The sequence below is a fragment of the Lentzea sp. NPDC037011 genome (assembly GCF_055607425.1).
This window is the reverse complement of record NZ_JBVJRT010000015.1, coordinates 12,761-38,759: the sequence shown is the minus strand read 5'-3', so window position 1 is coordinate 38,759 and position 25,999 is coordinate 12,761. Positions and strand designations below refer to the sequence as shown.

At 70.4% G+C, this 25,999-nt stretch carries 28 protein-coding genes; 14 read left to right on the top strand and 14 right to left on the bottom strand.

Going from position 1 to position 25,999, the window contains the following annotated elements:
- Nucleotides 1–187 precede the first annotated feature (187 nt).
- The 4 genes from ACZ7CH_RS35435 to ACZ7CH_RS35420 form a co-directional block, all read right to left on the bottom strand.
- Entirely contained in the window at nucleotides 188–1,174 is a 987-nt protein-coding gene (locus ACZ7CH_RS35435; RefSeq protein ID WP_360398341.1) for a sigma-70 family RNA polymerase sigma factor, read from the bottom strand.
- Nucleotides 1,175–1,412: 238 nt separating this feature from the next.
- Nucleotides 1,413–1,838 carry a D-aminoacyl-tRNA deacylase gene (dtd, locus tag ACZ7CH_RS35430; protein ID WP_360398339.1) on the bottom strand — a complete coding sequence of 142 codons (426 nt, stop codon included), beginning with the start codon at nucleotides 1,836–1,838 and terminating at the stop codon, nucleotides 1,413–1,415.
- Nucleotides 1,835–3,289 (bottom strand): DUF7782 domain-containing protein, encoded by a 1,455-nt coding sequence (locus ACZ7CH_RS35425; protein WP_470372256.1) that lies wholly within the window; start codon nucleotides 3,287–3,289, stop codon nucleotides 1,835–1,837. The genes dtd and ACZ7CH_RS35425 overlap by 4 nt, the downstream gene beginning before the upstream one ends.
- A 28-nt stretch (nucleotides 3,290–3,317) precedes the next feature.
- A complete protein-coding gene (locus ACZ7CH_RS35420; RefSeq protein ID WP_458433679.1) occupies nucleotides 3,318–4,817 on the bottom strand; it encodes a PucR family transcriptional regulator in 1,500 nt (499 codons plus the stop codon).
- Between the two features lie 54 nt (nucleotides 4,818–4,871).
- On the opposite strand from ACZ7CH_RS35420, the gene ACZ7CH_RS35415 reads away from it, so the two are divergent.
- The gene (locus ACZ7CH_RS35415; protein WP_360398333.1) at nucleotides 4,872–5,207 is read left to right on the top strand and encodes a DUF3099 domain-containing protein; all 336 of its coding nucleotides are present in this window, start codon (nucleotides 4,872–4,874) and stop codon (nucleotides 5,205–5,207) included.
- On the opposite strand, the gene ACZ7CH_RS35410 is transcribed toward ACZ7CH_RS35415, so the two are convergent.
- Both ACZ7CH_RS35410 and ACZ7CH_RS35405 read right to left on the bottom strand, forming a co-directional pair.
- Nucleotides 5,204–6,082, bottom strand: a complete 879-nt coding sequence (locus ACZ7CH_RS35410; protein ID WP_360398331.1) for a carbohydrate kinase family protein — start codon at nucleotides 6,080–6,082, stop codon at nucleotides 5,204–5,206. The genes ACZ7CH_RS35415 and ACZ7CH_RS35410 overlap by 4 nt on opposite strands.
- Entirely contained in the window at nucleotides 6,079–6,966 is an 888-nt protein-coding gene (locus ACZ7CH_RS35405) for a pseudouridine-5'-phosphate glycosidase (protein ID WP_360398329.1), read from the bottom strand. Before ACZ7CH_RS35405 ends, ACZ7CH_RS35410 begins: the two co-directional genes overlap by 4 nt.
- A 31-nt stretch (nucleotides 6,967–6,997) precedes the next feature.
- Here ACZ7CH_RS35405 and ACZ7CH_RS35400 point away from each other — a divergent pair, with 31 nt between their 5' ends.
- Nucleotides 6,998–7,249, top strand: a complete 252-nt coding sequence (locus tag ACZ7CH_RS35400) for a DUF3039 domain-containing protein (RefSeq protein ID WP_360398327.1) — start codon at nucleotides 6,998–7,000, stop codon at nucleotides 7,247–7,249.
- A gap of 72 nt (nucleotides 7,250–7,321) precedes the next feature.
- On the opposite strand, the gene ACZ7CH_RS35395 is transcribed toward ACZ7CH_RS35400, so the two are convergent.
- Nucleotides 7,322–8,410 (bottom strand): YihY/virulence factor BrkB family protein, encoded by a 1,089-nt coding sequence (locus ACZ7CH_RS35395; protein WP_458433676.1) that lies wholly within the window; start codon nucleotides 8,408–8,410, stop codon nucleotides 7,322–7,324.
- A gap of 179 nt (nucleotides 8,411–8,589) precedes the next feature.
- On the opposite strand from ACZ7CH_RS35395, the gene ACZ7CH_RS35390 reads away from it, so the two are divergent.
- Nucleotides 8,590–10,275 carry a DEAD/DEAH box helicase gene (locus ACZ7CH_RS35390; RefSeq protein ID WP_458433675.1) on the top strand — a complete coding sequence of 562 codons (1,686 nt, stop codon included), beginning with the start codon at nucleotides 8,590–8,592 and terminating at the stop codon, nucleotides 10,273–10,275.
- A 90-nt stretch (nucleotides 10,276–10,365) separates the two neighbouring features.
- Here the strand turns inward: ACZ7CH_RS35390 and ACZ7CH_RS35385 are convergent, their stop codons facing one another.
- Nucleotides 10,366–11,163 carry a class I SAM-dependent methyltransferase gene (locus tag ACZ7CH_RS35385; protein WP_470375925.1) on the bottom strand — a complete coding sequence of 266 codons (798 nt, stop codon included), beginning with the start codon at nucleotides 11,161–11,163 and terminating at the stop codon, nucleotides 10,366–10,368.
- Nucleotides 11,164–11,526: 363 nt separating this feature from the next.
- Between ACZ7CH_RS35385 and ACZ7CH_RS35380 the strand changes: the two genes are divergently transcribed.
- The 5 genes from ACZ7CH_RS35380 to ACZ7CH_RS35360 all read left to right on the top strand — a co-directional run bounded on the left by ACZ7CH_RS35380 (nucleotide 11,527) and on the right by ACZ7CH_RS35360 (nucleotide 16,897).
- Entirely contained in the window at nucleotides 11,527–12,120 is a 594-nt protein-coding gene (locus ACZ7CH_RS35380; RefSeq protein WP_470375995.1) for a TetR/AcrR family transcriptional regulator, read from the top strand.
- A 192-nt stretch (nucleotides 12,121–12,312) separates the two neighbouring features.
- Nucleotides 12,313–13,437, top strand: a complete 1,125-nt coding sequence (locus tag ACZ7CH_RS35375; RefSeq protein WP_360398319.1) for a sugar ABC transporter substrate-binding protein — start codon at nucleotides 12,313–12,315, stop codon at nucleotides 13,435–13,437.
- A gap of 76 nt (nucleotides 13,438–13,513) precedes the next feature.
- The gene (locus ACZ7CH_RS35370) at nucleotides 13,514–14,287 is read left to right on the top strand and encodes an ATP-binding cassette domain-containing protein (protein ID WP_053738513.1); all 774 of its coding nucleotides are present in this window, start codon (nucleotides 13,514–13,516) and stop codon (nucleotides 14,285–14,287) included.
- Nucleotides 14,288–14,307: 20 nt separating this feature from the next.
- Nucleotides 14,308–15,738 (top strand): sugar ABC transporter permease, encoded by a 1,431-nt coding sequence (locus ACZ7CH_RS35365; protein ID WP_360398318.1) that lies wholly within the window; start codon nucleotides 14,308–14,310, stop codon nucleotides 15,736–15,738.
- 4 nt (nucleotides 15,739–15,742) lie between these two features.
- A complete protein-coding gene (locus ACZ7CH_RS35360) occupies nucleotides 15,743–16,897 on the top strand; it encodes an ROK family protein (protein ID WP_360398316.1) in 1,155 nt (384 codons plus the stop codon).
- A gap of 81 nt (nucleotides 16,898–16,978) precedes the next feature.
- Here the strand turns inward: ACZ7CH_RS35360 and ACZ7CH_RS35355 are convergent, their stop codons facing one another.
- The 3 genes from ACZ7CH_RS35355 to ppgK all read right to left on the bottom strand — a co-directional run bounded on the left by ACZ7CH_RS35355 (nucleotide 16,979) and on the right by ppgK (nucleotide 19,959).
- A complete protein-coding gene (locus ACZ7CH_RS35355) occupies nucleotides 16,979–17,158 on the bottom strand; it encodes a DUF7455 domain-containing protein (RefSeq protein ID WP_231642793.1) in 180 nt (59 codons plus the stop codon).
- 474 nt (nucleotides 17,159–17,632) lie between these two features.
- Nucleotides 17,633–18,970, bottom strand: coding sequence for an RNA polymerase sigma factor (locus ACZ7CH_RS35350; protein WP_360398314.1), 1,338 nt, complete (start codon nucleotides 18,968–18,970; stop codon nucleotides 17,633–17,635).
- Nucleotides 18,971–19,197: 227 nt separating this feature from the next.
- Nucleotides 19,198–19,959 carry a polyphosphate--glucose phosphotransferase gene (gene ppgK / locus ACZ7CH_RS35345; RefSeq protein WP_360398312.1) on the bottom strand — a complete coding sequence of 254 codons (762 nt, stop codon included), beginning with the start codon at nucleotides 19,957–19,959 and terminating at the stop codon, nucleotides 19,198–19,200.
- 100 nt (nucleotides 19,960–20,059) lie between these two features.
- Between ppgK and ACZ7CH_RS35340 the strand changes: the two genes are divergently transcribed.
- Complete coding sequence (locus ACZ7CH_RS35340) at nucleotides 20,060–20,854, top strand: inositol monophosphatase family protein (RefSeq protein WP_360398310.1); 795 nt, start codon at nucleotides 20,060–20,062, stop codon at nucleotides 20,852–20,854.
- Nucleotides 20,855–20,987: 133 nt separating this feature from the next.
- On the opposite strand, the gene cei is transcribed toward ACZ7CH_RS35340, so the two are convergent.
- Nucleotides 20,988–21,683 carry an envelope integrity protein Cei gene (gene cei / locus ACZ7CH_RS35335; RefSeq protein WP_360398308.1) on the bottom strand — a complete coding sequence of 232 codons (696 nt, stop codon included), beginning with the start codon at nucleotides 21,681–21,683 and terminating at the stop codon, nucleotides 20,988–20,990.
- A gap of 441 nt (nucleotides 21,684–22,124) precedes the next feature.
- Here cei and ACZ7CH_RS35330 point away from each other — a divergent pair, with 441 nt between their 5' ends.
- Nucleotides 22,125–22,424 carry a DUF4193 domain-containing protein gene (locus tag ACZ7CH_RS35330; RefSeq protein ID WP_086667480.1) on the top strand — a complete coding sequence of 100 codons (300 nt, stop codon included), beginning with the start codon at nucleotides 22,125–22,127 and terminating at the stop codon, nucleotides 22,422–22,424.
- Nucleotides 22,425–22,528: 104 nt separating this feature from the next.
- Here the strand turns inward: ACZ7CH_RS35330 and ACZ7CH_RS35325 are convergent, their stop codons facing one another.
- Nucleotides 22,529–22,990, bottom strand: coding sequence for a DUF3093 domain-containing protein (locus ACZ7CH_RS35325; protein ID WP_470375924.1), 462 nt, complete (start codon nucleotides 22,988–22,990; stop codon nucleotides 22,529–22,531).
- Nucleotides 22,991–23,014: 24 nt separating this feature from the next.
- On the opposite strand from ACZ7CH_RS35325, the gene dut reads away from it, so the two are divergent.
- The gene (gene dut / locus ACZ7CH_RS35320) at nucleotides 23,015–23,497 is read left to right on the top strand and encodes a dUTP diphosphatase (protein WP_360398304.1); all 483 of its coding nucleotides are present in this window, start codon (nucleotides 23,015–23,017) and stop codon (nucleotides 23,495–23,497) included.
- A gap of 3 nt (nucleotides 23,498–23,500) precedes the next feature.
- Nucleotides 23,501–24,118 carry a DUF3710 domain-containing protein gene (locus ACZ7CH_RS35315; RefSeq protein ID WP_360398302.1) on the top strand — a complete coding sequence of 206 codons (618 nt, stop codon included), beginning with the start codon at nucleotides 23,501–23,503 and terminating at the stop codon, nucleotides 24,116–24,118.
- Here ACZ7CH_RS35315 and ACZ7CH_RS35310 read toward each other — a convergent pair.
- Nucleotides 24,115–24,642 carry an alpha/beta fold hydrolase gene (locus ACZ7CH_RS35310; RefSeq protein WP_470375923.1) on the bottom strand — a complete coding sequence of 176 codons (528 nt, stop codon included), beginning with the start codon at nucleotides 24,640–24,642 and terminating at the stop codon, nucleotides 24,115–24,117. The two genes, ACZ7CH_RS35315 and ACZ7CH_RS35310, sit on opposite strands and share 4 nt — an antisense overlap.
- Before the next feature lie 219 nt (nucleotides 24,643–24,861).
- Between ACZ7CH_RS35310 and ACZ7CH_RS35305 the strand changes: the two genes are divergently transcribed.
- Nucleotides 24,862–25,227, top strand: coding sequence for an OB-fold nucleic acid binding domain-containing protein (locus ACZ7CH_RS35305; RefSeq protein ID WP_065913341.1), 366 nt, complete (start codon nucleotides 24,862–24,864; stop codon nucleotides 25,225–25,227).
- Complete coding sequence (locus tag ACZ7CH_RS35300) at nucleotides 25,224–25,994, top strand: DUF3159 domain-containing protein (protein ID WP_360398298.1); 771 nt, start codon at nucleotides 25,224–25,226, stop codon at nucleotides 25,992–25,994. The genes ACZ7CH_RS35305 and ACZ7CH_RS35300 overlap by 4 nt, the downstream gene beginning before the upstream one ends.
- The last annotated feature ends 5 nt before the right edge of the window (nucleotides 25,995–25,999 follow it).

Genomic DNA, 25,999 nt, shown 5'->3' with positions numbered 1-25,999 from the left:
ACGGCCGCCCGAAACGCGGAAGGCCGGGGCAGCCCCCGGCTGCCCCGACCTTCCTCCGTGTGCGACGTCCGGCTCTCGGCGGGCGTCGCGTGGCTTGGTAACGCCCGACCGTGCCGTGCGTTGAGTCACAAGTCAATGCTTGCGGTCGCCTGAGATCCGACCGTGACACCACCTGGCCCAACGGGCCTCAGGAGGCGTATGCCCGCAGCTTCGCGGCCCTCTCGCCCTGGCGCAGCTTCGACATGACCTCGCGCTCGATCTGGCGCACCCGCTCGCGGGACAGGCCGAACCGCTTGCCGATCTGGTCGAGGGTGCGCGGCTGACCGTCTTCGAGGCCGTAGCGCAGCCGGATCACGGCCTGCTCGCGCGGCTCCAGCGTGGCGAGCACGCGGCGCAGGTCGTCCTGCAGCAGGCCGGAGATGACGGCGCTCTCGGCGTCGGTCGCGTCCGAGTCCTCGATGAAGTCACCGAGGGGAGCGTCCTCCTCCGTGCCGACCGGCATGTCCAGCGATACCGGGTCACGGGCGTGGTCGAGCAGGTCGGAGACCTTGTCCACGGAGATGCCCGACTCCTTGGCGAGCTCCTCGTGCGTGGCCTCGCGGCCCAGCGACTGGTGCAGGTCGCGCTTGATCCGCGCGAGCTTGTTCACCTGCTCGACCAGGTGGACGGGGAGGCGGATGGTGCGGCCCTGGTCGGCCATGCCGCGGGTGATGGCCTGGCGGATCCACCACGTCGCGTACGTCGAGAACTTGAAGCCCTTGGTGTAGTCGAACTTCTCCACCGCGCGGATCAGGCCCAGGTTGCCCTCCTGGATCAGGTCCAGCAGCGGCATGCCGCGGCCCGTGTAGCGCTTCGCGAGCGACACGACGAGGCGCAGGTTGGCCTTGAGCAGGTGGTCCTTGGCACGGCGGCCGTCGCGGACGAGCTCCCCCAGCTCTTCGCGACGGGTGGGAGTCAGGCGCTTGGCCGTCTCCAGGACGTGGTGGGCGAACACGCCCGCCTCGATGCGCTTCGCGAGGTCGACTTCCTCCTCGGCGGTGAGCAGCGCTGTCTTGCCGATTCCGTTCAGGTAGACTCGAACGAGGTCGGCCGCTGGCCCCTGAGCGTCGAGGTCGGCTGCTTCGACGGCGGTGTTGTCTCCGACTTCACGGTCGAAGATCCTGGTGACGGTCATGGATCTCCCTCCCCCTGCTGCGGGCGACGCGGTCGCGGGCACGGTGGTCAAGGCGGCGCGGCGCTGCGCCCTGGTGCCGGTTCGCGGCGGGCCCGCTCTGTGGATCCCATCGCTTGCTGGCTCTCATCCGGGGTAACGAACCGGATTCCGAATTCGTTCCCGACTTCCTGACCTGAAGACGTCGCCGCTGTCACAACGGTTGCGCGAGTAATCTGAGGATTGGCTGAGAAGCCTTTCCTCAGACCTCCACGAGCACCGTGAACGGACCGTCGTTCACGCTCCGCACCTTCATCTCCGCCCGGAAACGTCCCGTTTCGACCCGTGCGCCCATTTGGCGCAGCTCCGCCACGACGGCGTTCACCAACGGTTCCGCGTGCTCGGGCCGCGCGGCCGCCGTCCAGGACGGGCGGCGGCCCTTGCGCGTGTCCCCGTAGAGGGTGAACTGGCTGACGACCAGCAGGGGAGCGCCGGTCGACTCGCACGACTGCTCGTCATCGAGGATCCGCAGCCCGTGCAACTTGCGCGCCATTTTGGCGGCGTGGGCCGCCGTGTCGTCGTGGTGGACGCCGAGCAGGACCAGCAATCCGGGCTCGGTGATCGCCCCGACGACCTCCCCTTCGACTTCCACACTCGCCTCTGTGACGCGCGCCACAACGGCTTTCACGCGGGAATCAACATTCCGTGCCGGATGAGATCACGAACGATCGGCAACGCGGCTTCCGAATCGATTTCTCCATACGCGAACTCCAGCAACGCGAGCAGGTCCGCCAACGGCAGCGCACCCGTGCACCCGGCGACGAGCTTGGCCGTCGCCTCGTCCACCTCGTGCTGCCAGCCGGGCCCGTCGGTGCGGTGCAGCCGGGCCACGACCTTGCGCCAGCCCTCCTCGCCCGCCTCGGACACCTCCTCCAGCAGCACGGTGTCCGCGACCCGGAACGTCCGGTCGAGCAGGTCGGGGTTCGCGCGCAGCCACGCCACGTTGTCGAGCCACCGCGCCGCCTCCGGGCCCAGCGGGTCGTCGAACGCGTGCCGCAGGTCCTCGCACACGACCTCGGAGTGCAGCTCGTCGGTGCGCCGCAGCGTCACGTACCCGAACCCGACGCCCTGGACGTCGTTCTCCTCGAACCAGTCGAGCCACGCGGCGGCCTTCGCCCGCCCCTCCGGACTGCGCGGGTCGACGCCCGCGTCCTTGAGCCACGTGCCGACGTACAGCGCCGGCTCCGCGATGTCGCGCTGCACGAACCACGCGTCCACACCGCCGCGGGGGAGCCAGCCGGAGACGCGCTCCTCCCAGTCCTCGCCCTTGCGGTGCACCCAGGACGCGAGCAGCTGCCCCACACCACCCTCGTTGAGGAACGCGGGCAGCTGCCGGATCACCAGCGCCGACGCGTCGTCACCGCCGAGACCGGAGTCGCGGTAGACGTAGTCGACCCGCGGCGGCCCGACGACGAACGGCGGGTTGCACACGACCTGGTCGAACCGCCGGTGGCGCACCGGGCCGAACCACTCGCCCTGCAACGTCTCCACGTCCAGCCCGTTGATGCGGAACGTGCCCTGTGCGAGCCGTAGCGCGCGCTCGGACAGATCGGTGGCCGTGATGCGTTCGGCGTGCTTGCTGGCGTGCAACGCCTGGACACCGCAGCCGGTGCCGAGGTCGAGCAGCGAGCCGACCGGGGTGCGCCGGGTGGCGCGGGCGAGGCTGATCGAGGCGTGGCCGACGCCCAGGACGTGGTCCTCGGGCACGGAACCGCCGCGCAGGTCGGAGTCGAGGTCGGCGATGACCCACCAGTTGTCCTCGTAGGGCCGCACGTCCAGCCCGGCGGTCAGCTCGCTCGTCAGCACCTCGTTCGCGACGAGGTCGTCGATGTCGGTCCCGGCCAGCGCCCTGCGGACGTCCTGCTCGGGTTCGGTGTCGCCGAGCAGGAACAGGCGGATCAGCGTGCCGAGGGTCCCGGCGTCCCTGCTGGCGCGGCGGGCGGGTTCCGGCTCGCCCCTGCCGAGGGCGGCGTGGGCCTGCGGGCCGAGCGCGTCGACCACGCCGTCCGCGGTGTAGCCGGCGTTCTCGAAGGCCTCGCGCAGGCGGGCGCACAGGTCGGCGGAAAGATCAGGGTGCACGGCTGCACATGTTTTCACGGCACCGGGATCAGCGCGTGGCCGACAGCCTCATCACCGACAGCGCGATCGCCATCGCCAGCCGCTGGTCCGGGTCGTCGAGCGGAAGCGGTGTCACCTCCGCCATCTTCTGCATGCGGTACCGCAGCGTGTTCGGGTGCACGTTGAGCTCCCGCGCGGCGGCCCGCACGTCACCCTGGGCTGCGAGCCACGCCTTCAGCGTCGATGCGTAGTTCGTCCCGAACTCCTCGTCATGTCGCAATATGTTGGATATCGGTCCACGGGTCGGCAGCCGTCCGGCGTCGGCGACGGCCGCGAGCCGGTGCAGCAGCACCCGTGCCCACGCGTCGTCGTACACGACCGGCTCACCCGTCGACAGCGCCAGGCACTCGTCGGCCTCCTGGCGCGAGGTCGGCAGCTGCGTCGCCTCGGCCGGCCCGCCGACACCGGCCAGCACCGTCGCCTCCGCCGGCAGCTCCCGCACCAGCGAGCGCACCCAGTCGACGGCGTCGTCGGCGGCGGGGATCACCGTGTAGAGGACGTTGCCGAACAACGCGCTGCGCCCCGGCCGCGACCAGCCGAAGCCCGCGGTCGCCCGCTGGAACGCCAGCACCGCCGCCCCGTGCTCGCCCTCGCCCGCGTGCGCCTGCACCGCGATCACCCGCAGGTCCGCCGACGGCAGGCCGAGCCGGGCGACGTCCGCGGACTCCGGGTGTTCGAGCAGCCGGATGACCAGGTCGGCCTCCGCCTGGCGTTCGAGGTCGGTCGAGGCACGCGAGCGCAGCAGGTGCAACGCGGCTGTGCGCGCGCCGTCCACCAACGCCGCCGTGCGGGCCGCGTCGACCGGGCCGGTCACCTCCACCCACACCGAACCGAGCAGCTCGCGTCCGGCGCGCACGGCGGCCACCAGGCGGTTGCCCAGCTGCGGGGTCAGCTTGGGCACGAAGATCGGTTCGTCGGACGAGGCGAGGTGCGTGAAGACGCCGTACTCGTCGAGCGCGCGCCGGGCCTCCTCCGGCACCCGGCGGCCCAGGATGGTCTGCACCCGCACCGGGTCGACGTCCTGCTGGCGGTAGGAGTAGGCGAGCACGCGGGACTGCTGGTCCTCGATCGTCACCGGTCCGCCGACCACGCCCGCGATGACGTCGGCCAGCCCGAACAGGTCACCGGTGCGCGTGCCGCCGTTGACCAGTGTCTGCGTCACGTTCGCGAGCTGGCTCCACGGCACCGAGGGGTCCACGAGCAGCACGGCCGCGCCGGACTTCTTCGCGGCGACCACGACCCGTTCGTCCAGTGGCGGCCTGCCGTGCAGCACCACCGCGGAGGCTGCGGTCGACGACACCAGCCGGGCCGCCGCGGCGACCGACGGCGTGCCCAGGCCCAGCAGCACGTCCCCCGCGGCGGCGGGCGTGTTCTCGGCCGGGTCGTGCAGGGCGACCCCGCGCAGCTCGGCGGCACGGCCCCTCGGCGCGCACGCCAGGTGCGTGCCCAGGCTGCCGAGCACGTCCACGAGGCGATCAAGGGCGACCACCCGCGGATGTTAACCGCCGACCGGCCGTCCCGGTCGTCACCCGGACGTGCGACCATGGATGCCGGAGGTGGTGTCGTGAGCAGTCCAGACCGGAACGACACCCCGGTGTTGATCACCGAGGCGGCCCCGTCCTACGAGGAACAGCACGCCGCCCGGCGCCGCAAGTACGCGATCATGATGAGCCTGCGCTTCCCGTGTCTCATCCTCGCGGCGCTGTTCGCGCACACGTGGTGGCTCGCGCTGTTCTTCATCGTGCTGTCCGTGCCGTTGCCGTGGATGGCCGTGCTGATCGCGAACGACCGGCCGCCGCGCAAGTCCGAGAAGGTGAACCGGCACCAGGTCGAACGCCGCGCGATCGCACCGAAGAGCACGACCGTCATCGACGGTTAACGGGGCGGCTGGGCGCCGACGACGGCGACCGCCCGCGAACCCGCGCGCACGCCACCGAGCAGCGCGTCGCGCTTGGACGCACCCGAGAGCCACGCCGCGAGGAACCCCGCGTCGAACGCGTCACCGGCACCGGTCGAGTCGACGCACTCGGCGCGCTCGGCCGGAACCGACACGATCTCGTCGGCGTCGACCCACGAGGCACCGTCCGGGCCGGAGGTGACCACGACGGTCCCGACGTGCGAGAGCAGCTGCTTGGCCGCGGCCGGGTCGGGTGAGCCCGCCAGCGCCGCCAGCTCGTCGGCGTTGGGCATCAGCACGTCGACGCCCCGCACGTCCTCCAGGAACCACGGCGTGGCCTCGATCAGCACCGCGGCCTGCGGGTCCACCGACGTGGTCCAGCCGGCCGCCCGCGCAGCCGCCAGCGCCGCCAGCCCGGCGGGCCGCGAGGTGGCGTCGAGCAGCACGTAACCGGACAGGTGCAGGTGGCCGTCCGCGCCCGCGAGCAGGCCGGGGTCGAGGTCGGCGGGGGAGAACCGGGCGTTCGCTCCGCGGTCGGGCAGCATCGAGCGCTGGCCGTTCTCGTCGACCAGCACGACCACGCAGCACGTCGCGAGGTCCGGGTCGACCGCGAACGCGCACCGCACACCCGCGGCGGTCAGCTCGGCGTGCACCTGCCGTCCCGCCGAGTCGGCGCCCACGCGCGCGACCAGCACCGGCGACGCACCGCACGCGGCCAGCCACACGGCCGTGTTCGCGCCCGCGCCGCCGGGTTCGATCGTCACCTTCGCGCGCACGTCACCGCCGTGCGCGATGGGGCCGGAGTGGCGGGCGACGACGTCCAGGCCGGCATCGCCGACCACGACGACCGGCCTCACCGGCACAGCTCCACCGCGACCTCGGCCGCGACCTGGACGTTGCTGACGACGAGCTCCTCGTTCGCGTCGAGGCTCACGCCCCCGCTCGCGGTGTGGAAGTGCTCCAGCAGCACCGGCGTGACGTCCTTGCCGCGCACGTCGCCGTCGACGAGCTTCCGCAGGCCCTCGGCGAGCAGCCGGTCGTGCAGCCCGGCGTCCATCTCGAACGCCTCCGGGATCGGGTTGACCAGCAGCATGCCGCGCTCGCCCGCCGCGAACACCGCGGCCGCCTGCTTCGCGTCCTCGACCCGCCACGGCACGCCGAACTCCGACTCGCGCCGGTAGAACGCGGGGAAGCGGTCGGTCCGGTAGCCGACGACCGGCACGGACCGGGTCTCCAGCACCTCCAGCGTCGCGCCCATGTCGAGGATCGACTTCACCCCGGAGGACACCACGAGCACCGGCGTCGTCGCGACCACGTCGAGGTCGGCCGAGACGTCCCACGTCTCGTGCGCGCCGCGGTGCACACCGCCGAGGCCGCCGGTGCCGAACACGCGGATGCCGGCCCGGTGGGCGAGCGCGGTCGTGGACGCCACGGTCGTGGCACCGCTGCGGCCGAGCGCGCAGGCGGCGCCCAGGTCGCGCAGGGACAGCTTCAGCAGCTCCTCGGAGCAGACCCGCTCCAGCTCGGCGGTGGTGAGGCCGATGTGCGGCACGCCGTCGAGCACGGCGATCGTGGCCGGGACGGCACCGGCCTCCCGCACCACGCGCTCCAGGCGTGCGGCGACGGTCAGGTTGCGCGGGGCGGGCAGCCCGTGGGACAGGATCGTGCTCTCAAGTGCGACGACCGGCCGGTTCTCGGCCAGTGCGGCGGCAACTTCCTCAGCGATGTGCAGCGTAGTCACGAGAGGGCATCTTCCCAGGTACTCTGGGCGGGTGAGCACCCAGACTCTCCCCGAGGTCGACGTACGGCCGGATGAGACCGACCAGTCCTCGGACGACGCCCCGAAGATGTTCCACTACGTGCGCAAGGCGAAGATCGCCGAGAGCGCCGTGATGGGCACCCACGTGGTCGCACTGTGCGGCGAGGTCTTCCCGGTCACGCGGTCGCCGAAGCCCGGTTCGCCGGTGTGCCCGGACTGCAAGAAGATCTACGAGAACCTGCCCGAGGGCGGCGGCGAGGAGTAGCCCTCCTGTCCTGCGACGCGAGCCCCGGCGCCTGCTGCTCAGGCGCCGGGGCTCGCGTGCGTCGCGGACCTGTCAGGGGCCGCTGGTGCGTTCGCGTTCCTGCTTGACGGCCTGGACCGGTAACGGTGTCGTGAGCTGCGTGTCGGCGGGAGAGGGCGCGGTGTGGGCGGTCTGCTCCGGCCTGGCCGGCCGGGGCCGCGCGGCCTCCTCGCGGATGCGCGACGCGGCGCGTTCCAGCTCCAGGCGGCGCCACCGGCGGCGCTGGCGGCGGGTCATCTTCGCGGGCCACATGTCCTGGATGGCGCTGTTGAAGTACGCGCCGATCGTGATCGCCAGGCCGATGAAGAACACGAACAGCAGGAACGCGATCGGCGTCGCCAGCGCGCCGTAGGTGTAGCCGGTGGTGGTGATCCACTGGATGTACAGGCGCAGGCCGATCGACGACAGGATGAACACCGCCATCGCGAGGACCGCGCCGGGCAGCACCCGGTGCCACGGCAGCTTCCGCGGCAGGGCGAGTTTGTAGAGCATCGACAGCGACAGCACGAGCAGCAGCCCCACACCGGGGTAGTAGAAGCGGCTCACCCACGTCTCGACGTAGGGCTGCCACGACGCCGGGAACAGCTGCGGCAGGATTTCCGGGCCCAGCGCCAGCACCGGCAGGCCGACCACCAGCGCGACCAGCGACACCATGTACAGCAGCAGGGCGAACAGGCGCTGCCACAGTTCGTTGCGCACGCCGTACTGGCCGTGCGCGACCGTGATCGCGTCCACGAACGACGACATCGCCGAAGACCCCGCCCACAGCGAGATCAGGAAGCCGATGGAGACGATCTCGCCCTTGCCGGTGCTCAGGATCTCGGTGACCGTCGGCTGGATCACCCCGTTCACCACGTCCCCGCTGAAGATCGTCCGGGTGAACCCGATGATCCTGTCCTGGACGGCGCTCACGACCGCGGAGCCGAACCAGTCGCCGAGGTAACCCATGGCGCCCAGCACTCCGAGCAGCAGCGGGGGGAACGAGAGCGTCTGCCAGAACGCGGCCTCGGCGGCTTCTGAGAAGATGTTTCCCTGCCACGCCTTCGACAGCGTGCGCGCCAGTAGACGCAGCGGCGTCTTGCGGCCGGACCTGCGTGCGTCGTTGTCGGTAGGCGAGCCCATCGCAAGGTCAAGCATGGTGCATGTGGCCACGTTTCGCGGCATCGGCGTCCGGAACAGGTAGGGTCGGGGTGCCCTCGGCGACGGCCTGCCTGAGGGCAGTTTTGTGTCGAAACCACGTTCGACCTGCGCAAACGAGGAGAAACACGTCTGTGACAGCGACAGCGACAGCGACAGCAGCAATGCGACCGCTGCGGGCATGGCAACGCCGCGCGCTGACCAAGTACCTGGCGGCGAAGCCCCAGGACTTCCTCGCCGTCGCCACGCCCGGTGCGGGGAAGACGACCTTCGGCCTCCGGGTGGCGGCCGAGCTGCTCGCCGACCGCACGATCGAGGCCGTCACGATCGTCACGCCCACCGAGCACCTCAAGCACCAGTGGGCGAAGTCCGCGGCCGAGCAGGGCATCGCGATCGACTCGAACTTCCGCAACACCAACGCGATCACCTCCCGCGACTACCACGGTGTCGCGGTCACGTACGCCCAGGTCGCCGCGCACCCGTCGCTGCACCGGGTGCGCACGGAGAACCGCAAGACGCTCGTGCTGCTCGACGAGATCCACCACGGCGGTGACGCGAAGTCGTGGGGTGACGCGATCCGCGAGGCGTTCACGCCCGCCGTGCGCCGGCTGTGCCTGACCGGCACGCCGTTCCGCTCCGACGACTCGCCGATCCCGTTCGTGCAGTACGAGGAGGGCGCGGGCGGGTTCAAGACCTCGAAGGCCGACCACACCTACGGCTACTCCGACGCGCTGCGCGACGGCGTCGTCCGGCCCGTGCTCTTCATGGCGTACTCGGGTGAGGCGTCGTGGCGGACCAGCGCGGGCGAGGAGTTCACGGCACGGCTGGGCGAACCGCTCACCCAGGAGCAGACCGCGCGGGCCTGGCGCACCGCGCTGGACCCGGCCGGCGACTGGATGGCCTCCGTGCTGCGCGCCGCCGACCAGCGGCTCACGCAGAAGCGCGAGAACGGCATCCCCGACGCCGCCGGCTTGGTGATCGCGACCGACCAGGAGACGGCGAAGGCCTACGCGCAGGTGCTCCTGCGCGTGACCGGCCACACCGCGACCGTCGTCCTCTCCGACGACCCGAAGGCCTCCGGCAAGATCGCCGAGTTCGCCGCGACGAACGAACGCTGGATGATCGCCGTCCGCATGGTGTCCGAGGGCGTCGACGTCCCGCGGCTCGCGGTCGGCGTGTACGCCACGTCGTCGTCGACCCCGCTGTTCTTCGCGCAGGCCGTCGGACGCTTCGTGCGCGCCCGCAAGCCCGGCGAGACCGCGTCGGTGTTCCTGCCCTCGGTGCCGGTCCTGCTGCAGCTCGCGGCCGAGCTGGAGGCCCAGCGCGACCACGTCCTGGGCAAGCCGCACCGGGAGAAGGACGGCTGGGACGACGAGCTGCTCGCCGACGCGAACCAGACCAAGGACGAACCCGGCGAGGAGGAACGCGCCTTCACCGCGCTGGGCACCACCGCCGAGCTCGACCAGGTCATCTACGACGGTTCGTCGTTCGGCACGGCGGCGTTCGCGGGCTCGCAGGAGGAGCAGGAGTACCTCGGCCTGCCGGGGCTGCTGGAGCCCGACCAGGTGCGCACGCTCCTGCTGCAACGCCAGGAGGAGCAGCTCGCGTCAGCGGCCAAGCGCCCCAAGGCGGAAGCCCCGGTGCGGGAGGTGCGGACGGCCAGCGTCCAGGAACGGCTCGCCTCACTGCGCAAGGAGCTCAACACCCTCGTCGCCATGCACCACCACCGCACGAAGAAGCCGCACGGCAAGATCCACAACCAGCTGCGCGAGTACTGCGGTGGCCCGGTGACGGCGATGGCGAGCATCGAGCAGCTCGAAGAGCGGATCGCGACGCTCCGCTCCTGGTGAGCGCCGATATATCGGATATGGCACATCGCTGATCAGGCGATATGCCATATCCGGTATCCAGTATGCGATATCCCGTATGCGATATATCGCTCAAGCTCGGACGACGGCGACCGCGAGCGTGCTGTAGCTCGCGGTGAAGCCACCACCCATGGCGTCGATCGCGTTGCTGACGGCGTCGACGACGACATCGACCTTGTCGCGGGCGAGCGGCGTGAGCGAGCCCGTGGTGAGCATGAGGTCGAGGTAGCTGCCGGTCGTGTAGCTGTGCTCCCAGTCGGCACGCCACTGCTCGGCACCGCTGAACTCGCCGGTGGCCAGGAACGCGTCGGCGGTCCGGGCACAGCCAGTCGCGTAGCTCTGCAGCGCCTGCTCGGCCGTCGTGCTGAGCTGGAACGGTGCGTCGGGCACGACGCGCCGGTACGCATCGGCGAAGGCCCGGGCAACCGGGTCCGGCGGCGTGAACACGTGCCACAGCGCGACGAACAACCCACCGGGCCGCAGCACCCGCGCGACCTGAGCGGGGCCGACAGCGGGATCGACCCAGTGCCACGACTGGGCCGCGACGACGGTGTCGACCGTGCGGCCGGCCGGGTCCCAGCTCTCGAACGCCGCCGTCTCGACGATCACACCGGTGCCGCGGGCGAACTCGGCCATCCGCTCGTCGGGCTCGACACCGAGCACGGTGCAGCCCGCGTCCCGCAGTTGCCGGGCGGCGATGCCCGTGCCGCAGCCGACGTCGAGCACGCGCGGACCGGTGCCGAGGCCCAGGGCGGAGCCGGTGTCGGGGCCATGGCCAAAGCCCATGTCGGGATTCGCGCCGGAGCCAGTGGCGTAGCCCAGGCCGGAGTCTGTGTTGGGCCCGCGTTCGGAGGTTGCGCCGGAGCCCATGTCGAGACTGTGGCCGGAGCCCGTGTTGGAACCCCGGCCAGAACTCGCGTCGGGAACCCGGCTGGAGCCCATGGCGGAACTGCGGCCGGAACTCGTGTCGGGAATCCGGCCCAAGCCTGCGTCGAGACCCTGGCCCGCGCCCGTGTCGGAACTCGCGCTGGGGCTCCGGCCCGAGCCCGTGTCAGGACCGCGTCCGATGCGGGCGATCCGGTCGACCATCTCGGCGGGGTAGGGCGGGCGAGCGCGGTCGTAGCGGTCGGCGTCCGAGCCGAAGCTCTGCGACCACCCGGCTAGAGTGGGCATGTGCCCACCATAGTGGGCATGCGCCCACTTGTGAACCGAGCGAGGGTGGAGGCGCGAGCCGTGCCGACCGGGGTGCATCTGCGTGACGTGCGGGAACAGCTGTTCGGCGCGGCCGAGCAAGTGCTGCGCGAGGGCGGGCCCAGCGCGTTGACCAGCCGCGCGGTCACGGAGACCGCAGGCGTCGCCAAAGGTGTGTTGCACCGGCACTTCGCGGACTTCGACGCGTTCCTCGCCGCGTTCGTCGTGGACCGCGCGACCAGGACGGAACGACGGCTCGCGGAGCTGACCGCGGGTGAGGGGACGGTCGTCGGCAACCTGGCCGAGGCCGTCGAGGCGGTCTTCACGTCCGTCGCCGTGTCGGTGGTCGCGCTGATCACCTTCAGGGACGAGTTGCGCGCCCGGCTGCGTGACACCTGGCCCGCCGGGGTGCCGGTGCTGACCGAGGCGGTCGAGCTGATCGCGGCCTACCTCGCCGCGGAGCAGCGGCTCGGCCGGGTCGAGGCCGGCGTCGAGTTCGACGGCCTGGCGCCGATGCTCATCGGCAGCGCCCACCTGTTGTTCGCCGACCGGCAGGCGCGGCCGGACGCGGAGAGCGTTCGACAGCTGGTTCGACGGGTCGTTCGACCGGCCATCGATTCACCTGCCGACAACTGATATCCGATATATCAGTACTGGTTGCAGTAGTGCCTTGGTAACGCTCTCACAACGCTCGGTAGCTAAATTGCGGCAGAGTTACCGCATCGTGACGACTTAATCGATGCAGTGTGGTTCCGGTCACGCGTATGTCGGGCATACGTTGTGCGCCACAACATTCTCTGTGACACAGCGCAGTGAAAGGGATGGCGGATGCGCAGCAAGACTCTCGCTTCCATCGCCGTTACCGCGGGCCTCGCCCTGGCGGTTTCGGCGTGCGGCGCCAACACGTCCTCCGGCACCGGGGGAAGCACCGAAACGAACTCTGGCAGCGGCAGTGGCGCGAAGGTCGGCGTGATCCTTCCTGAGACCGCCTCCTCCGCACGCTGGGAGGGCTTCGACAAGCCGCTCCTCAAGGCCGCTCTGGAGAAGGAGGGGCTCGTCCCCGACATCCAGAACGCCCAGGGCGACGTCCAGAAGTTCAGCACCCTCGCCGACGGCATGATCAACGCCGGCGTCAAGGTCCTGATCATCGCCACGCCCAACAGCGAGGTCGGCGCCTCCGTCGCCAAGAAGGCGCAGGCCCAGGGCATCCAGGTCATCGACTACGACCGCCTGAACACCGGTGGCTCCTCGTCCTACTACGTGTCGTTCGACAACGTGAAGGTCGGCGAGCTGCAGGGCCAGGGCCTCGCGGACGCGCTGAAGGCCGCGCCGCAGGGCGCGAACGTCATCGAGGTCGAGGGCGCGCCGACGGACAACAACGCGACCCTGTTCCACGAGGGGCAGCAGAAGGTCCTCAAGCCGCTCTACGAGTCCGGCAAGCTCAAGCTCGTGCAGTCCCAGCCGATCGACAACTGGGACAACCAGAAGGGTGGCCAGGTCTTCGAGCAGATCCTGACCTCCAACGGCGGCAAGGTGGACGGCGTCGTCGCCGCGAACGACGGCCTCGCCGGCGCGGTGATCACGGTCCTCAAGAAGGTTGGCCTGAACGGCAAGGTCCCGGTCACCGGTCAGGACGCCACCCCGGACGGTCTGCAGGCCGTGCTCCGCGGTGACCAGTACATGACCGTCTTCAAGCCGATCAAGGACGAGGCCGAGGCCGCCGCCAAGCTGGCCGCCGCCCTCGCCAAGGGCGACACGGCCGCCGCCGACGCCCTCGCGACCGGCACGACGAAGGACGGCAAGGCCAACCGCGACGTCAAGTCCGTGCTGCTCACCGCTCAGCTGATCACCAAGGACAAGGTCAAGTCCGTGGTCGACGCGGGCTTCGTCAAGGCCTCGGAGATCTGCGTGGCCGACACCCAGGCCGCCTGCACCGAGCTCGGCATCAAGTAGTAGGACCGCTTGCGTCCAGGCGGGGTGCGGACTGCGCACCCCGCCTCGGCGCGTGGTAACTCCGGAGGAACCCCCAGTGAGCGAGCCGATTCTCGAGCTGCGCGGCATCAACAAGAGCTTCGGTCCCGTGCACGTCCTGCACGACATCGACCTCGTCGTGAACCCCGGCGAGGTCACCGCCCTCGTCGGCGACAACGGCGCGGGCAAGTCGACGCTGGTCAAGTGCATTGCGGGCATCCACCCGACGGACTCGGGTGAGGTCCTTTTCAACGGCGAACCGGTGCACATCAAGGGCCCGCGCGACGCCGCAGAGCTCGGAATCGAGGTCGTCTACCAGGACCTCGCGCTGGCCGACAACCTCGACATCGTCCAGAACATGTTCCTCGGCCGCGAGCGCACCAAGGGCGGTCTGCTCGACGAGACCGACATGGAGCAGGCGGCGCGCAAGACGCTGGCGTCGCTGTCGGTGCGCACGGTGAAGTCGGTGCGCACGCAGGTCTCGTCGCTGTCCGGTGGTCAGCGCCAGACCGTGGCGATCGCCAAGGCCGTGCTGTGGAACAGCAAGGTCGTGCTGCTCGACGAGCCCACCGCCGCACTCGGCGTCGCGCAGACGCGCCAGGTGCTCGACCTGGTCCGCCGGCTCGCCGAGCAGGGCCTGGGCGTCGTCCTGATCAGCCACAACATGAACGACGTCTTCGAGGTCGCCGACCGCATCGCGTGCCTGTACCTGGGCCGCATGGCCGCCGTCGTGGGGTCCAAGGACGTCACGCACGGCCAGGTGGTCGAGCTGATCACCGCCGGACGTTCCGGTGACCTGGGCATCGCCCGCCCCGAGGCGGCGACGATCTGATGAGTTCCGAAGAGGCCAGCATGACCGACACCACCGAAACGCACGAGGCGGAGACCGCCCAGCAGGGCGCGATCTCCGACTTCGGCATCGACACGACCTCCATGTCCACCGGCGAAGCGGTGCGCGACTACTGGGCCAGGGTCCGCGGCGGCGAGCTCGGCTCGCTCCCCGCGCTCCTCGGGCTCGTGGTGCTGCTCATCGTGTTCAGCTCGCTGTCCGACACGTTCTTCACCCTGGGCAACCTCGCCAACCTGCTCCAGCAGGGCGCCAGCATCACCATCATCGCGATGGGCCTGGTGTTCGTGCTGCTGCTCGGCGAGATCGACCTGTCGGCCGGTACCGCGTCCGGTGTGACCGCTGCGGTGATGGCGCTGCACCTGATCCACAACGGCAACCTGCTCGGCGGCATGGGCGACACGGTGTTCTACGTGTTCTGCGGCCTGCTGGTGCTGGCGATCGTGCTCGCCGTGGTGATGAAGATCTGGGCGGGCGCCGCGCTGTCGGCCATCGCACTGGTGATCGCCGCCGTCGGCGTTCCCGCGAACGCCTGGCTGGAGATGCTGCTCGCCGTCTGCGTCGGCGCGGCCATCGGCTGCATCACCGGCTTCCTGGTCGCGAAGGTCGGCATCCCGTCGTTCGTCGTGACCCTGGCGCTGTTCCTCGTCTGGGGCGGTGTCGTGCTGCAGCTCATCGGCCAGGGCGGCACGCTCGGCCTGCGGGACGACACGATCTTCAACGTCGCCAACGGCAACCTGAACTTCGTCGGCTCGTGGGTGCTGTTCGTCGTCGCCGTCGGCGGCTACGCGGCGGTCGTGCTCACCCGGCACTTCTCCCGCCTGCGCCGGGGCCTCGTGGCCCAGCCGACCACGCTGGTGCTGGCCAAGATCGGTGCCCTCGCGGTGCTGGCCGCCGTCATCACCTACGCGCTCTCGCTCAACCGCGCGCCGAGCAACCTCGTCGTCATCGAGGGTGTGCCGTACGTGGTGCCGCTGGTGCTCGTGCTGCTGGTGATCGGCACCTTCGTGCTTGACCGCACCTCCTACGGCCGCCACGTCTACGCCGTGGGTGGCAACAAGGAAGCGGCGCGCCGGGCCGGCATCAACGTCGAGCGGATCCGGATGAGCGTCTTCGTGATCGCCTCCTCCGCCGCCGCGATCGGCGCGATCGTGTACTCGTCGAAGGTCGGCTCGGTCGACCCGAACGCCGGTGGTGGCAACACGCTGCTGCTGTCGGTCGGCGCGGCCGTCATCGGTGGCACGTCGCTGTTCGGTGGCAAGGGCCGTCTGCGCGACGCCGTCATCGGTGGCGCCGTGCTCGCGATCATCCAGAACGGCATGGGCCTGCTCAAGCAGCCCGCCGCGGTCGTGTTCATCGTGACCGGTCTGGTCCTGCTGCTCGCCGCGAGCGTCGACGCCCTGTCCCGACGCCGAGCGGCGAACTCGGCTCGCTGACGCGGTGACTGGACCCACGTCCGGCACCCGTCCCGACGAGATCCGCAGGCACAACAGGACGGCGCTGCTGCGCCGCCTGCACGTCGACGGACCGTCCACCAGGGCGTCGCTCGCGGCCGAGCTCGGGCTCAACCGCAGCACGATCAAGGCACTGGTGGACGGTCTCGCCGAAGCCGGCGTGGTCGCCGAACGCGTGCCCGCTCTGCGCAGCGGAGCGGGCCGCCCGTCCCTGCTCGTCCTGCCCCAGCCGCACGCGGCGGTCGTGATCGCGATCGACGTGCGCGTGGAGCACGTGGCGATGGGGTTCGTCGGCCTCGGTGGGGAGATCCTCGGGCGGGACAGCTGGAACCTGCACCGGACGCGTGATCCGGGTGAGGTCATCACGCACATCGTCGACTCGGCGCGCCTCATGGCCGACGACCTCGACGCCACCGCCGTCGGAGTGGGCGTCTCGGTGCCCGGAGTCGTGCGGCGTGCCGACGGGCACGTGCACGAGGCACCGAACCTGCACTGGACGGACGTGGCCCTCGGCACACGCCTGGAGGCGGTGCTGAAGGTGCCCGTCCAGGTCGGCAACGACGCGGAGCTCGGTGCGCTCGCGGAGCACGTGCGCGGCGCGGCGCAGCAGTCCTCGGACATGGTCTACATCTCCGCCGACGTGGGCGTCGGCGGCGGCGTGATCCTGTCGGGGCAGCCGTTGCGCGGCACCGGCGGCTACGTCGGCGAGCTGGGGCACATGGTGGTCAACCCGCGCGGGCGGCAGTGCTACTGCGGCTGCACCGGCTGCTGGGAGACCGAGGTCGGGGAACCGGCGCTGTGCCGGGCACTCGGCCTGCCCGACGACGCCCCGCGCGGCGCTGTCGTCGCGGCGCTGCGGGCACTCGACGACCCGTCCGTGCTCGACGAGTTCGCCGACTGGCTCGCACTGGGGCTCGCGAACATCGTCAACGTCCTCGGCCCGGAGATGGTCGTGCTGGGCGACCTCTACACGGCGCTGCCGGCGTCGGTGGTCGACGGGGTCAGCGCGGCCGTGCAGCGGCGCAGCCTCGTCTCCAGGGCTGTCGGCGGCACCCAGGTCGTCACGTCCCCGCTGGGCAGGGACGCGAAGCTCGTCGGCGCAGCGGAGCTGGCCTTCGAACCGGTGCTCGACACCATCTGACCACTGGGGAGACCACCCGCGGAAGCGAAGGGGCCGGAGATCCAGTGGATCTCCGGCCCGAGCGGCTAGGTGGGGTGGAAGTCAGCCCTGCTGAATCTCAGCAGCGAGTTCGCGCAACTTCTCACTGTGCGCGCGAGCGTGGTGCCCGCAGAACAGCAGCTCGCCCCCGGACGGGAGCAAGGCGCGAACCTGGGCAGCAGCCCCGCAGCGGTCGCAGCGGTCGGCAGCGGTCAACTCGGGGCGGGTGAGTGCTGCAGTCATGATGAATCTCCCTCCGTCCCAGCAACGAAACGTTGTGTTCCGGTGCCCTCTTACCAAGCTGCGACCACAGCGCCCCTGGCTTGGTGCGCGTGCTCGCTGGCTCCACTCTGACAGACGTTTTGGCGATAGTCAGTGTTCCCGTGTGCGTGGCGACTCGCGTCACTCCGGGATTTACCCGCTTGACGCAGGCTCACACCTGGGTTTGCCACCGGTTCACCGGCTTGACAGGTACCCACAGCAACCGAAAACGTGCTGGTGGAGCAGCCCTTCAGGGCCGTTCGGTCGGTTGCGTGCAACCGGGAGTGTGATATCGGTTGCTCTTGTCCGCCCGCAGCGAACAGGTCACGAACGTCCCACGATTCGGACGCGGAACCGTGATCAAAATGCCCTCGCAAGCACCTGACTTGGAAGCACGACGGCCCCGCACCGAACCGGTGCGGGGCCGTCGTGCGTATGTCTTTGTAAGACGCTGTCCTAGTCGAGGTAGTCGCGCAGGACCTGCGACCGCGACGGGTGCCGCAGCTTCGACATCGTCTTCGACTCGATCTGCCGGATGCGTTCCCGCGTGACGCCGTAGACCTGGCCGATCTCGTCGAGCGTGCGCGGCTGGCCGTCGGTGAGGCCGAAGCGCAGCCGGACGACGCCCGCCTCGCGCTCGGACAGCGTCGCGAGCACGGACTGCAGCTGGTCCTGCAGCAACGTGAACGAGACGGCGTCCACGGCGACGACGGCTTCCGAGTCCTCGATGAAGTCACCGAGCTGGCTGTCGCCCTCGTCACCGATCGTCTGGTCCAGCGAGATGGGCTCACGCGCGTACTGCTGGATCTCCAGCACCTTCTCCGGCGTGATGTCCATTTCCTTGGCGAGCTCTTCGGGAGTGGGCTCGCGGCCCAGGTCCTGCAGCAGCTCGCGCTGGATGCGACCCAGCTTGTTGATGACCTCGACCATGTGCACCGGGATGCGGATGGTGCGGGCCTGGTCGGCCATCGCGCGGGTGATCGCCTGGCGGATCCACCACGTGGCGTACGTGGAGAACTTGTAGCCCTTGGTGTAGTCGAACTTCTCGACCGCGCGGATCAGGCCCAGGTTGCCCTCCTGGATCAGGTCCAGGAACGCCATGCCGCGGCCGGTGTAGCGCTTGGCCAGCGACACGACGAGGCGGAGGTTCGCCTCGAGCAGGTGGTTCTTGGCGCGCTCGCCGTCGCGGACGATCCAGCGCAGGTCGCGGCGCAGCTGCGGCGTGAGCTTCTCGGCCTCCTCCTCGGAGCGGCGCACGCGTTCGGCGGCGTAGAGACCGGCCTCGATGCGCTTGGCCAGCTCGACCTCCTCCTCGGCGTTGAGGAGGGCGACCTTGCCGATCTGCTTGAGGTAGGCGCGGACCGAGTCGGCCGAGGCGGTGAGCTCCGCGTCCTTGCGCGCCTGGCGCAGGGCCTCGGACTCCTCCTCGTCCCAGACGAAGTCGCCCTCGCTCTTGGGGTCCTCGGCCTCTTCCGGCTCGTCGGCGATCGGCTCGTCGACCAGCTCGACGTCCTCCAGGTCGCCTTCGCCGGGAGCGCCTTCCACGTCCTCCGGCTCGTCGCCCTCGCCGGCCTTCTTCGGCCCGCCCTTGGCGGCGGCGTCCTTGGCCCCTGCCTTGCGCGGAGCGCGGGTGGTCTTGGCGCCGGCGGCCTTGGCTGCGGGCTTCTTGGCTGCCGCAGCGGTCGTCTTGCGCTTCGTCGTCTCCTCGGCCTCGCCGGCCGCGGTCGACTTGGTGGTCTTGGCGGCGCTCGCGGCGGAGCTGGAGCGTCGGGTTGCGGTTTCTGCGGCTGCCACGTACGCCCTTTCGCGACGGTCGTTCAAGGCTGACCAGAGGGCGCGAAACCTCGGTCGCCAGAGTTCAGGGGATCTCCCCGCCGATCTTGACTGGCGGGTGTGCGTTCCATTGTAACGACGTCCGTGACGCGGTGTTGCGCCCCGAGGCTGTTCGAGGCGCTCCCACCTGCGTTCTCGCAGCTAGATCCAGTCGAGAGGAACGGACACGTTTCGGTGTCGGTTACCCGCTACGGCCGGGCGCCGTGCGCCGCGGCCCACGCGACACCGACGATGCCCGCGTCGTTCTTCAGCGCGGCCGCGACGACCTCCGTGCGCACCTTGAGCAACGGCAGCCACTTGTGCGCCTTCTTGCTCACGCCGCCGCCCGCGATGACGAGGTCCGGCCAGATGAGGTCCTCCAGCACGTTGACGTACCGGCTGACCCTGGGCGTCCACTCCTCCCAGGACAGCTCCTTCTCCTCCTTGACCGACGCCGCCGCGCGCTTCTCCGCGTCGTGCCCGTCGACCTGGAGGTGGCCGAACTCGGTGTTCGGGACGAGCTTGCCGTCCAGGAACACCGCGCTGCCGATGCCCGTGCCGAACGTCAGCAGCACCACGGTCCCGAGCCTGTCCACACCCGCGCCGTACGACATCTCCGCGATGCCGGCGGCGTCCGCGTCGTTCATCACAACGATGTCCTCGGGCTTGCGGCCCAGGCGTTCGGCGAACAACGACGCCGCGTCGCAGCCGATCCAGCCCTTGTCCACGTTCGCGGCGCTGTGCGCGACGCCGTGCTTGACGACGCACGGCAGCGTCACGCCGACCGGTCCGTCCCACTGGAACTTCTCGACGATCTCGGCGACGACGTCCGCCACCGCGTCGGGAGTCGAGGGCTGGGGCGTGGGGATCCGCATCCGTTCGCCGTCCAGTGAGCCGGTTTCGAGATCGACCAGCCCGCCCTTGATGCCGGAGCCGCCGATGTCCACACCGAACCCGCGGGTGATGCCCATCCCCGTGGTCCTTCCTACTCGATTCAGTAACCGTGGTGCGCAGACATTAGCCTGACGTTGTCCGATAGTCCCGTGCTAGTGACGCAGGAGGGAACCGGTCGTGCTTGATCCCCGGCCACTCGTCGACATCGCCGCAGCCATCGGACGGGAAGCAGGTGCTCTCGTCCAGCGCATGCGCGCGTCCGCGGTGGTGTCGTTCGACACGAAGAGCACCTCCACCGACGTGGTGACGGAAGCCGACCGCGCCTCGGAACAACTCGTTCGGACGCGTCTGTCCGAGGCCCGGCCCGGTGAGCCGGTGCTGGGCGAGGAGGAGGGCGGGTCCGTCGGCTCCGGCCTGACCTGGGTCGTCGACCCGATCGACGGCACCGTCAACTACCTCTACGGCATCCCCTGGTACTCGGTGTCGATCGCGGCGCAGCTCGACGGCGAGTCGGTCGCCGGCGCGGTCTTCGAGCCGGCGACCGGCCGGATGTGGACGGCGGCGCGCGGGCACGGCGCGTTCCTCGACGGCGAACCGGTGCGCGTGTCGGCGGCCACGGACCTGTCGCTGTCGCTGCTGGGCTACGGCTTCGAGTACCGCGCCGAACGCCGTCAGCGCCAGGCCGACACCTGGGCGGCGATGTCGACCCGCGTGCGGGACATGCGCCGTGCCGGTGCCGCCTCGCTCGACCTGTGCTCGGTGGCCGCCGGTCGCCTCGACGCCTACGCCGAGCACGGCCTGGGCCGCTGGGACTGGGCGGCGGGCGCGCTGGTCGCCGCCGAGGCGGGTGCGGTGGTGCGGCTGCCGGGGACGTCGCCGGAGCTGGGGGAGGACGCCACGTTCGCCGCCGCGCCCGGTGTCGCCGACGCCATGTACACGGCGTTGGTGGAGTCGGGCTTCGGCAAGGTCTGATTGACGCGGCTCGTGCACGTTGACCGGATCAACATGTGGGTTGATCCGGTCAACTGATGACTGATCGCTGTCCAGTCAACCTGGACTCAGCTGGAGCCGTCTGGCTCACGGCCGGGTGGAGCGGGACGAGAGGTCAGCAGGTCACTTCACGGGCCGCGGCCACGTTGTCGGCGTTCAGCGTCGGCGGGTTCGGCTCGGCGACCTGACCGCCCTGCTGCTCCGGCTGCTGGTCCGCCCACTCCTTGAGCTGGTCGAGGACCTTGCGGGCGGCGCTGTTCGGCTTGACCTCGTCGAACTTCTTGCCCACCGACACGTCGACGGTCGCGTCCTGGCGGTCGTCGCGCACCAGCTCCAGGCACGGTTCGACGAGCGACAACGTCCGCGCCGCCTGGGCGCCGGGCGCACCGAAGCGGAGCTGGCCGCGGCAGTTCATGTCCCCCGCGGGGTAGACCGGGTCGTTGCCGGGTTCGGCCGCCTGCTTCATGCCGAGCTCGGTGAGCATCACCGCCACGGCCTTCGCGTGGTTGCGCTGCGTCGAGGCGTTCACCACGCGGAAGTTCACGTCACCCACCGGAACCGGGTTCGTGCGGTCCAGCGCGTCGTGCTCCAGCACCGTGCCCAGGGCGGGCGGCGGCGCGACCGGTGCCGCCGCCGGGTCGACCACGCTCGTCACGTTCGTGGTCGTGCCGCCGGGCGGGTTGCACCTGATGGCCGCGTCCACGTCACTGGCGCTGCCGAGCACCTCCACCCACACGAAGACGGAGCTGACCAGCAGCACCGTGAACAGGATGAGCGCGGGTACCGGCCGGCGCCGCTTGTACGGCGTCAAGCTTCCCGATGCGGGTCCCACGTCCGAAGCCCTCCCCGTGTTCCAACCCTCTGATCAGCCTAGGCCCTGCCCGGCCGGCGTGCGCCGCGGCGCACGTGACCCACCGCACCGGCCCGGTCGCTCTCAGTCAGGACGGTACCTGCCCGGAGCGAGGTTGCACGCCGAGCCGAAGGTGCTCCCGCACAGGGTATCGGTCCAGCGTAGAAAGGTTGTGTCACCCGTCCGGTCGGTAAGGGGTAACCCGATGTCGGGTCATTCGGGCAGTGAGCTACCCTCTGCGCGCTCCGCACACATGTCGATCAAGCCGACGGTCACGTCAAGGGGGTTGGCTTGCCACGGAGTGCGAGAGACCTACGTCACCTTGACGTGGGGCACAAAAGAGGGCGCTGGAGCGTTAACCAGCGACACGAACAGTCTCCGTAGACCGCAGGGGTGAAGAAGATGGCGACCGACTACGACGCGCCGCGTCGCAGCGAGGCGGACGAACTCGCTGAGGACTCCCTCGAGGAGTTGAAGGCCCGGCGGAACGAGACGCAGTCCGGCGTCGTCGACGTCGACGAGGACGCGAGCGCGGAGAACTTCGAGCTCCCCGGAGCCGACCTGTCCGGCGAGGAGCTCACGTTCAAGGTCCTGCCCAAGCAGGCCGACGAGTTCACGTGCTCCAAGTGCTTCCTGGTGCACCACCGCAGCAGGCTCGCCGAGGACAACGGCGGCGTGTACATCTGCCGCGACTGCGCCTGATCCGCAGGCCTCAACAGCACTGGGCGCTCACCCGCACGGGTGGCGCCCAGTTGTGTTTGACCGACCTCGACGGCACCGTCGAACTTCAGCCTTTCGGGGAAACCTCAGGCCTTCAGCGCGGCGGCGAGCCGCTCGGGGTACCGGGTGCTGACCAGCCAGTAGGGCGTCGGGTCCTCCGGGTCGGTCACCCGCACGCGCACCATCGGCTTGACCCAGCCGCGGTGCAGCACGAACGCCGCCGGGTCGAGCTCACGGCCCATGGCGGCGCGCCGGGCCTCCGGCGCGATGACCTCCACCTCGCCCAGCAGCTCCAGCGGGATGTGGGCCTCGCCCACGTGCAGCTCACCGCCGGACACCTCGACCTTCGTCGACCCCATCCGGACGATCAGCAGGACGGTCAGCGGCAGCAGGACCGCGTACGGCAGCCAGGAGCGCACCCCGGGGAACCCCATGTGCACCTCGGCGGCCAGCAGAGCGGCGGCCAGCAGCGGCAGCGGCCAGATCCACCACGTCACGTACAGGCGCTCGCGGAAGGTCGTAGTGGCGGTCACGGCAGTCTCACTCACGTCGTCAGGGTAATCTCGGCCGCCGTGTCCAGCGTCGAGGTGTTGCTGACCCGGCTCGATCCGGGGGTTCCCGTGCCCGCCTACGCCCGTCCCGGCGACGCGGGCGCCGACCTGGTCACCACGTCGGACGTGGTCATTCCACCAGGCGAGCGCGCGGTGGTCGGCACCGGTGTCGCGATCGCGCTCCCCGACGGGTTCGCGGGCTTCGTGCACCCCCGCTCCGGCCTGGCCGCGCGGGTCGGGTTGAGCGTGGTGAACACGCCGGGGACGATCGACTCGGGCTACCGCGGTGAGATCCGCGTTTGCCTCGTGAACCATGATCTGCGTGAGCCGATCGCCCTCTCGCGCGGCGACCGGATCGCCCAGCTCGTCGTGCAACGCGTCGAGCACGCGGTGTTCCGGGAGGTCACGGCGCTGCCGGAGACGGAGCGCGGTGCGGGGGGCTACGGCTCGACCGGCGGGCACGTGGTGCTCGCCGGCACGGCAACCACAGAGACCGAGGGGTAAGGGATGTTCGGAAGGCGCCGCAAGCGCGGTCGTCACTCCGCGGGGGGCGTTGACACCGGCCTGGAGAACGACGAGGTCTTCGACGACGTGGAAGGCCCGTGGGACTCGACCGTCGCACCGAAGGACGACGTGCAGCGGCTCGACCTGGGTTCGGTGCTGCTGCCCATGCCGGACGAGGCCCAGCTGCAGGTCGAGATGGACCAGCAGAGCGCATCCGTGCGCGCGGTGCACATCCTCACGCCCGTCGGTCAGCTGACGGTGAGCGCGTTCGCCGCGCCGAAGTCCGGTGGCCTCTGGAAGGAGGTCGGCGCCGAGCTGATCGCGGGCCTCAAGGAGGACGGCGCCCGCATCAACCGGGAGAACGGCGAGTGGGGCGAGGAGATCACCGCGCGCAACCAAGGCGTGCAGATCCTCTTCGTCGGCATCGACGGCCCGCGCTGGATGCTGCGCGGTGTCGCCGCCGGTCCCGAGGAGCACTTCGAGCACAACGCCGCGGCGTTGCGCGAGATGATCCGCGGCACCGTGGTCGTGCGCGGTGAGCAGCCGATGCCGCCCCGCACCCCGCTGCCCGTCGAGCTGCCGGAGGCGATCGCCCGGCAGATCCAGCAGCAGCAGGGCTAACGCCCCTGCGCCCGACGCCACGCCTGCACCGCACGCCCCAGCGCGTGCGGGTAGGCGTCCAGCGTCGTCTCCACCAGCACGGCGCGCGGCAGTGCGTCCGCCCACGCCCGTGCGACCTCGACCGGGTGCACCGGGTCGTCGACGCAGCCGACGATCCCCGCGGGCACGTCGAGGGACCTCAGCTCCGCCAGGGTCGGCGCGACCGACTCGGCCGCCTCGGCGAGGTGCGGTACGAGCAGCTCGCCGTAGCCGTGCCAGGCGCGCCGCAGCTCGTCGTGCAGCCAGCCGGACGTGCCGGCGAGCGCCGCGTCGATCCCATGTGCCGCAACGACTTGCGCGCTCGCCGTCGCCGCGAGTGCGGCCGGTGCGCCGTCCGGGCTGCCGTTCCACGCGGGCAACGCGAGCACGAGCCCCGCGCACCGGTCCGGGTTGCGGACCGCCCACGACACGGCGACGTGCGCGCCGAGCGAGACGCCCCCCACCACGATCGGGTGCTCTGCGGCGGCGTGTTCCAGTGCCGTCAACCGTTCACTGAGTGTGCGGACGTGCGGAGCGTCAATCACCGCTCCGACCTGCGACAACGGGCCCGTGAAGACGGAACGGACAAACACGGCGTCGGAGGCGGTACCGGGCAGCAGGAGGACAGTCTCGACAGGCACGGCCGAGATTGTCCGCCCTCGTGCGTACCCTCACTGTCAGACGGTCCACACCACTGGGCCACCAAGGCACTGCAGGAGTCGGGGATGGGCGGCTATTGGCACCGCTTGGTGCGTCGCTTGACCAGCGACGTCGCCGAGCTCGACGCGGACGACCTGTCGCGGAAAGCGGAGGCCGTCGGCGCGGTGAAGGCCTGCGACTGCAAGTCCGGTGAGGAGGTCACCGTCCTGGGCCGGCTCCGCAGCGTGGAGCTCTGCCCCCGCGACGCGGCCGCCACCCTGGAAGCCGAGCTCTACGACGGCACCGAGGGCGTCACCCTCGTCTGGCTCGGCCGCCGTCGCATCGCGGGCATCGAGCCTGGTCGGACGATCAAGGCCCGTGGCCGCATCGCCGTGCGCGACGGGCGCAAGGTGCTCTACAACCCCTATTACGAGTTGCAGATCGCTTCATGACCTCAGCCAAGACCGAAGAAAAGCAGCCCACCGTCCTCGAGCAGATGGGCGGAGTGAGCGGAATGCTCTACTCCTCGCTGCCCGTCGTCGTCTTCGTGATCGTCAACTTCGCCGCCAAGAACCTCATGGCCGCGATCATCAGCGCCCTGGCGGCGGCCGTCGTGATCGGCGTGGTCCTCGCCGTCCGCAAGGGCACGATCCAGCCCGCCATCTCCGCCGTCTTCGGCGTCGGCATCGCCGCGTTCATCGCCTACAAGACAGGTGAGGCCAAGGGCTTCTTCCTGTTCGGCATCTGGCAGAGCGTCGTCTACGGCGGCGCGTTCCTGCTGTCGATCCTCGTGCGCTGGCCGCTGGCCGGCGTGATCTGGGCTTTCCTCAACGGCAGAGACCGCTCCTGGCGCTCCGACAAGGCCTCGCTGCGCGACTACGACATCGCCACCTTCGTGTGGGCGCTCGTCTTCTTCGCCCGCTTCGTCGTGCAGCGCTGGCTCTACGAGGAGGACCAGGTCGGCTGGCTGGCCGTCGCCCGCCTCGGCATGGGCTACCCGCTGATGGCCATCGCCCTCGTCGCCACCGTGTGGGCCGTCCGCCGCGCCGACAAGCGCCTCAAGGCCGCGGAGGAAGCAGCCGAGCGGGAGGCGGAGGCCGAGCTCGCCGCGGAGACCGACGAGGTCCTCGCCCGCACGGCCGACGACCTGCTCACCCCGGACATGGACGAGCTGAAGCGCACCGTCGAGCAGGAGTCGCGCGAGAAGTCCCGCGACTGACGCAC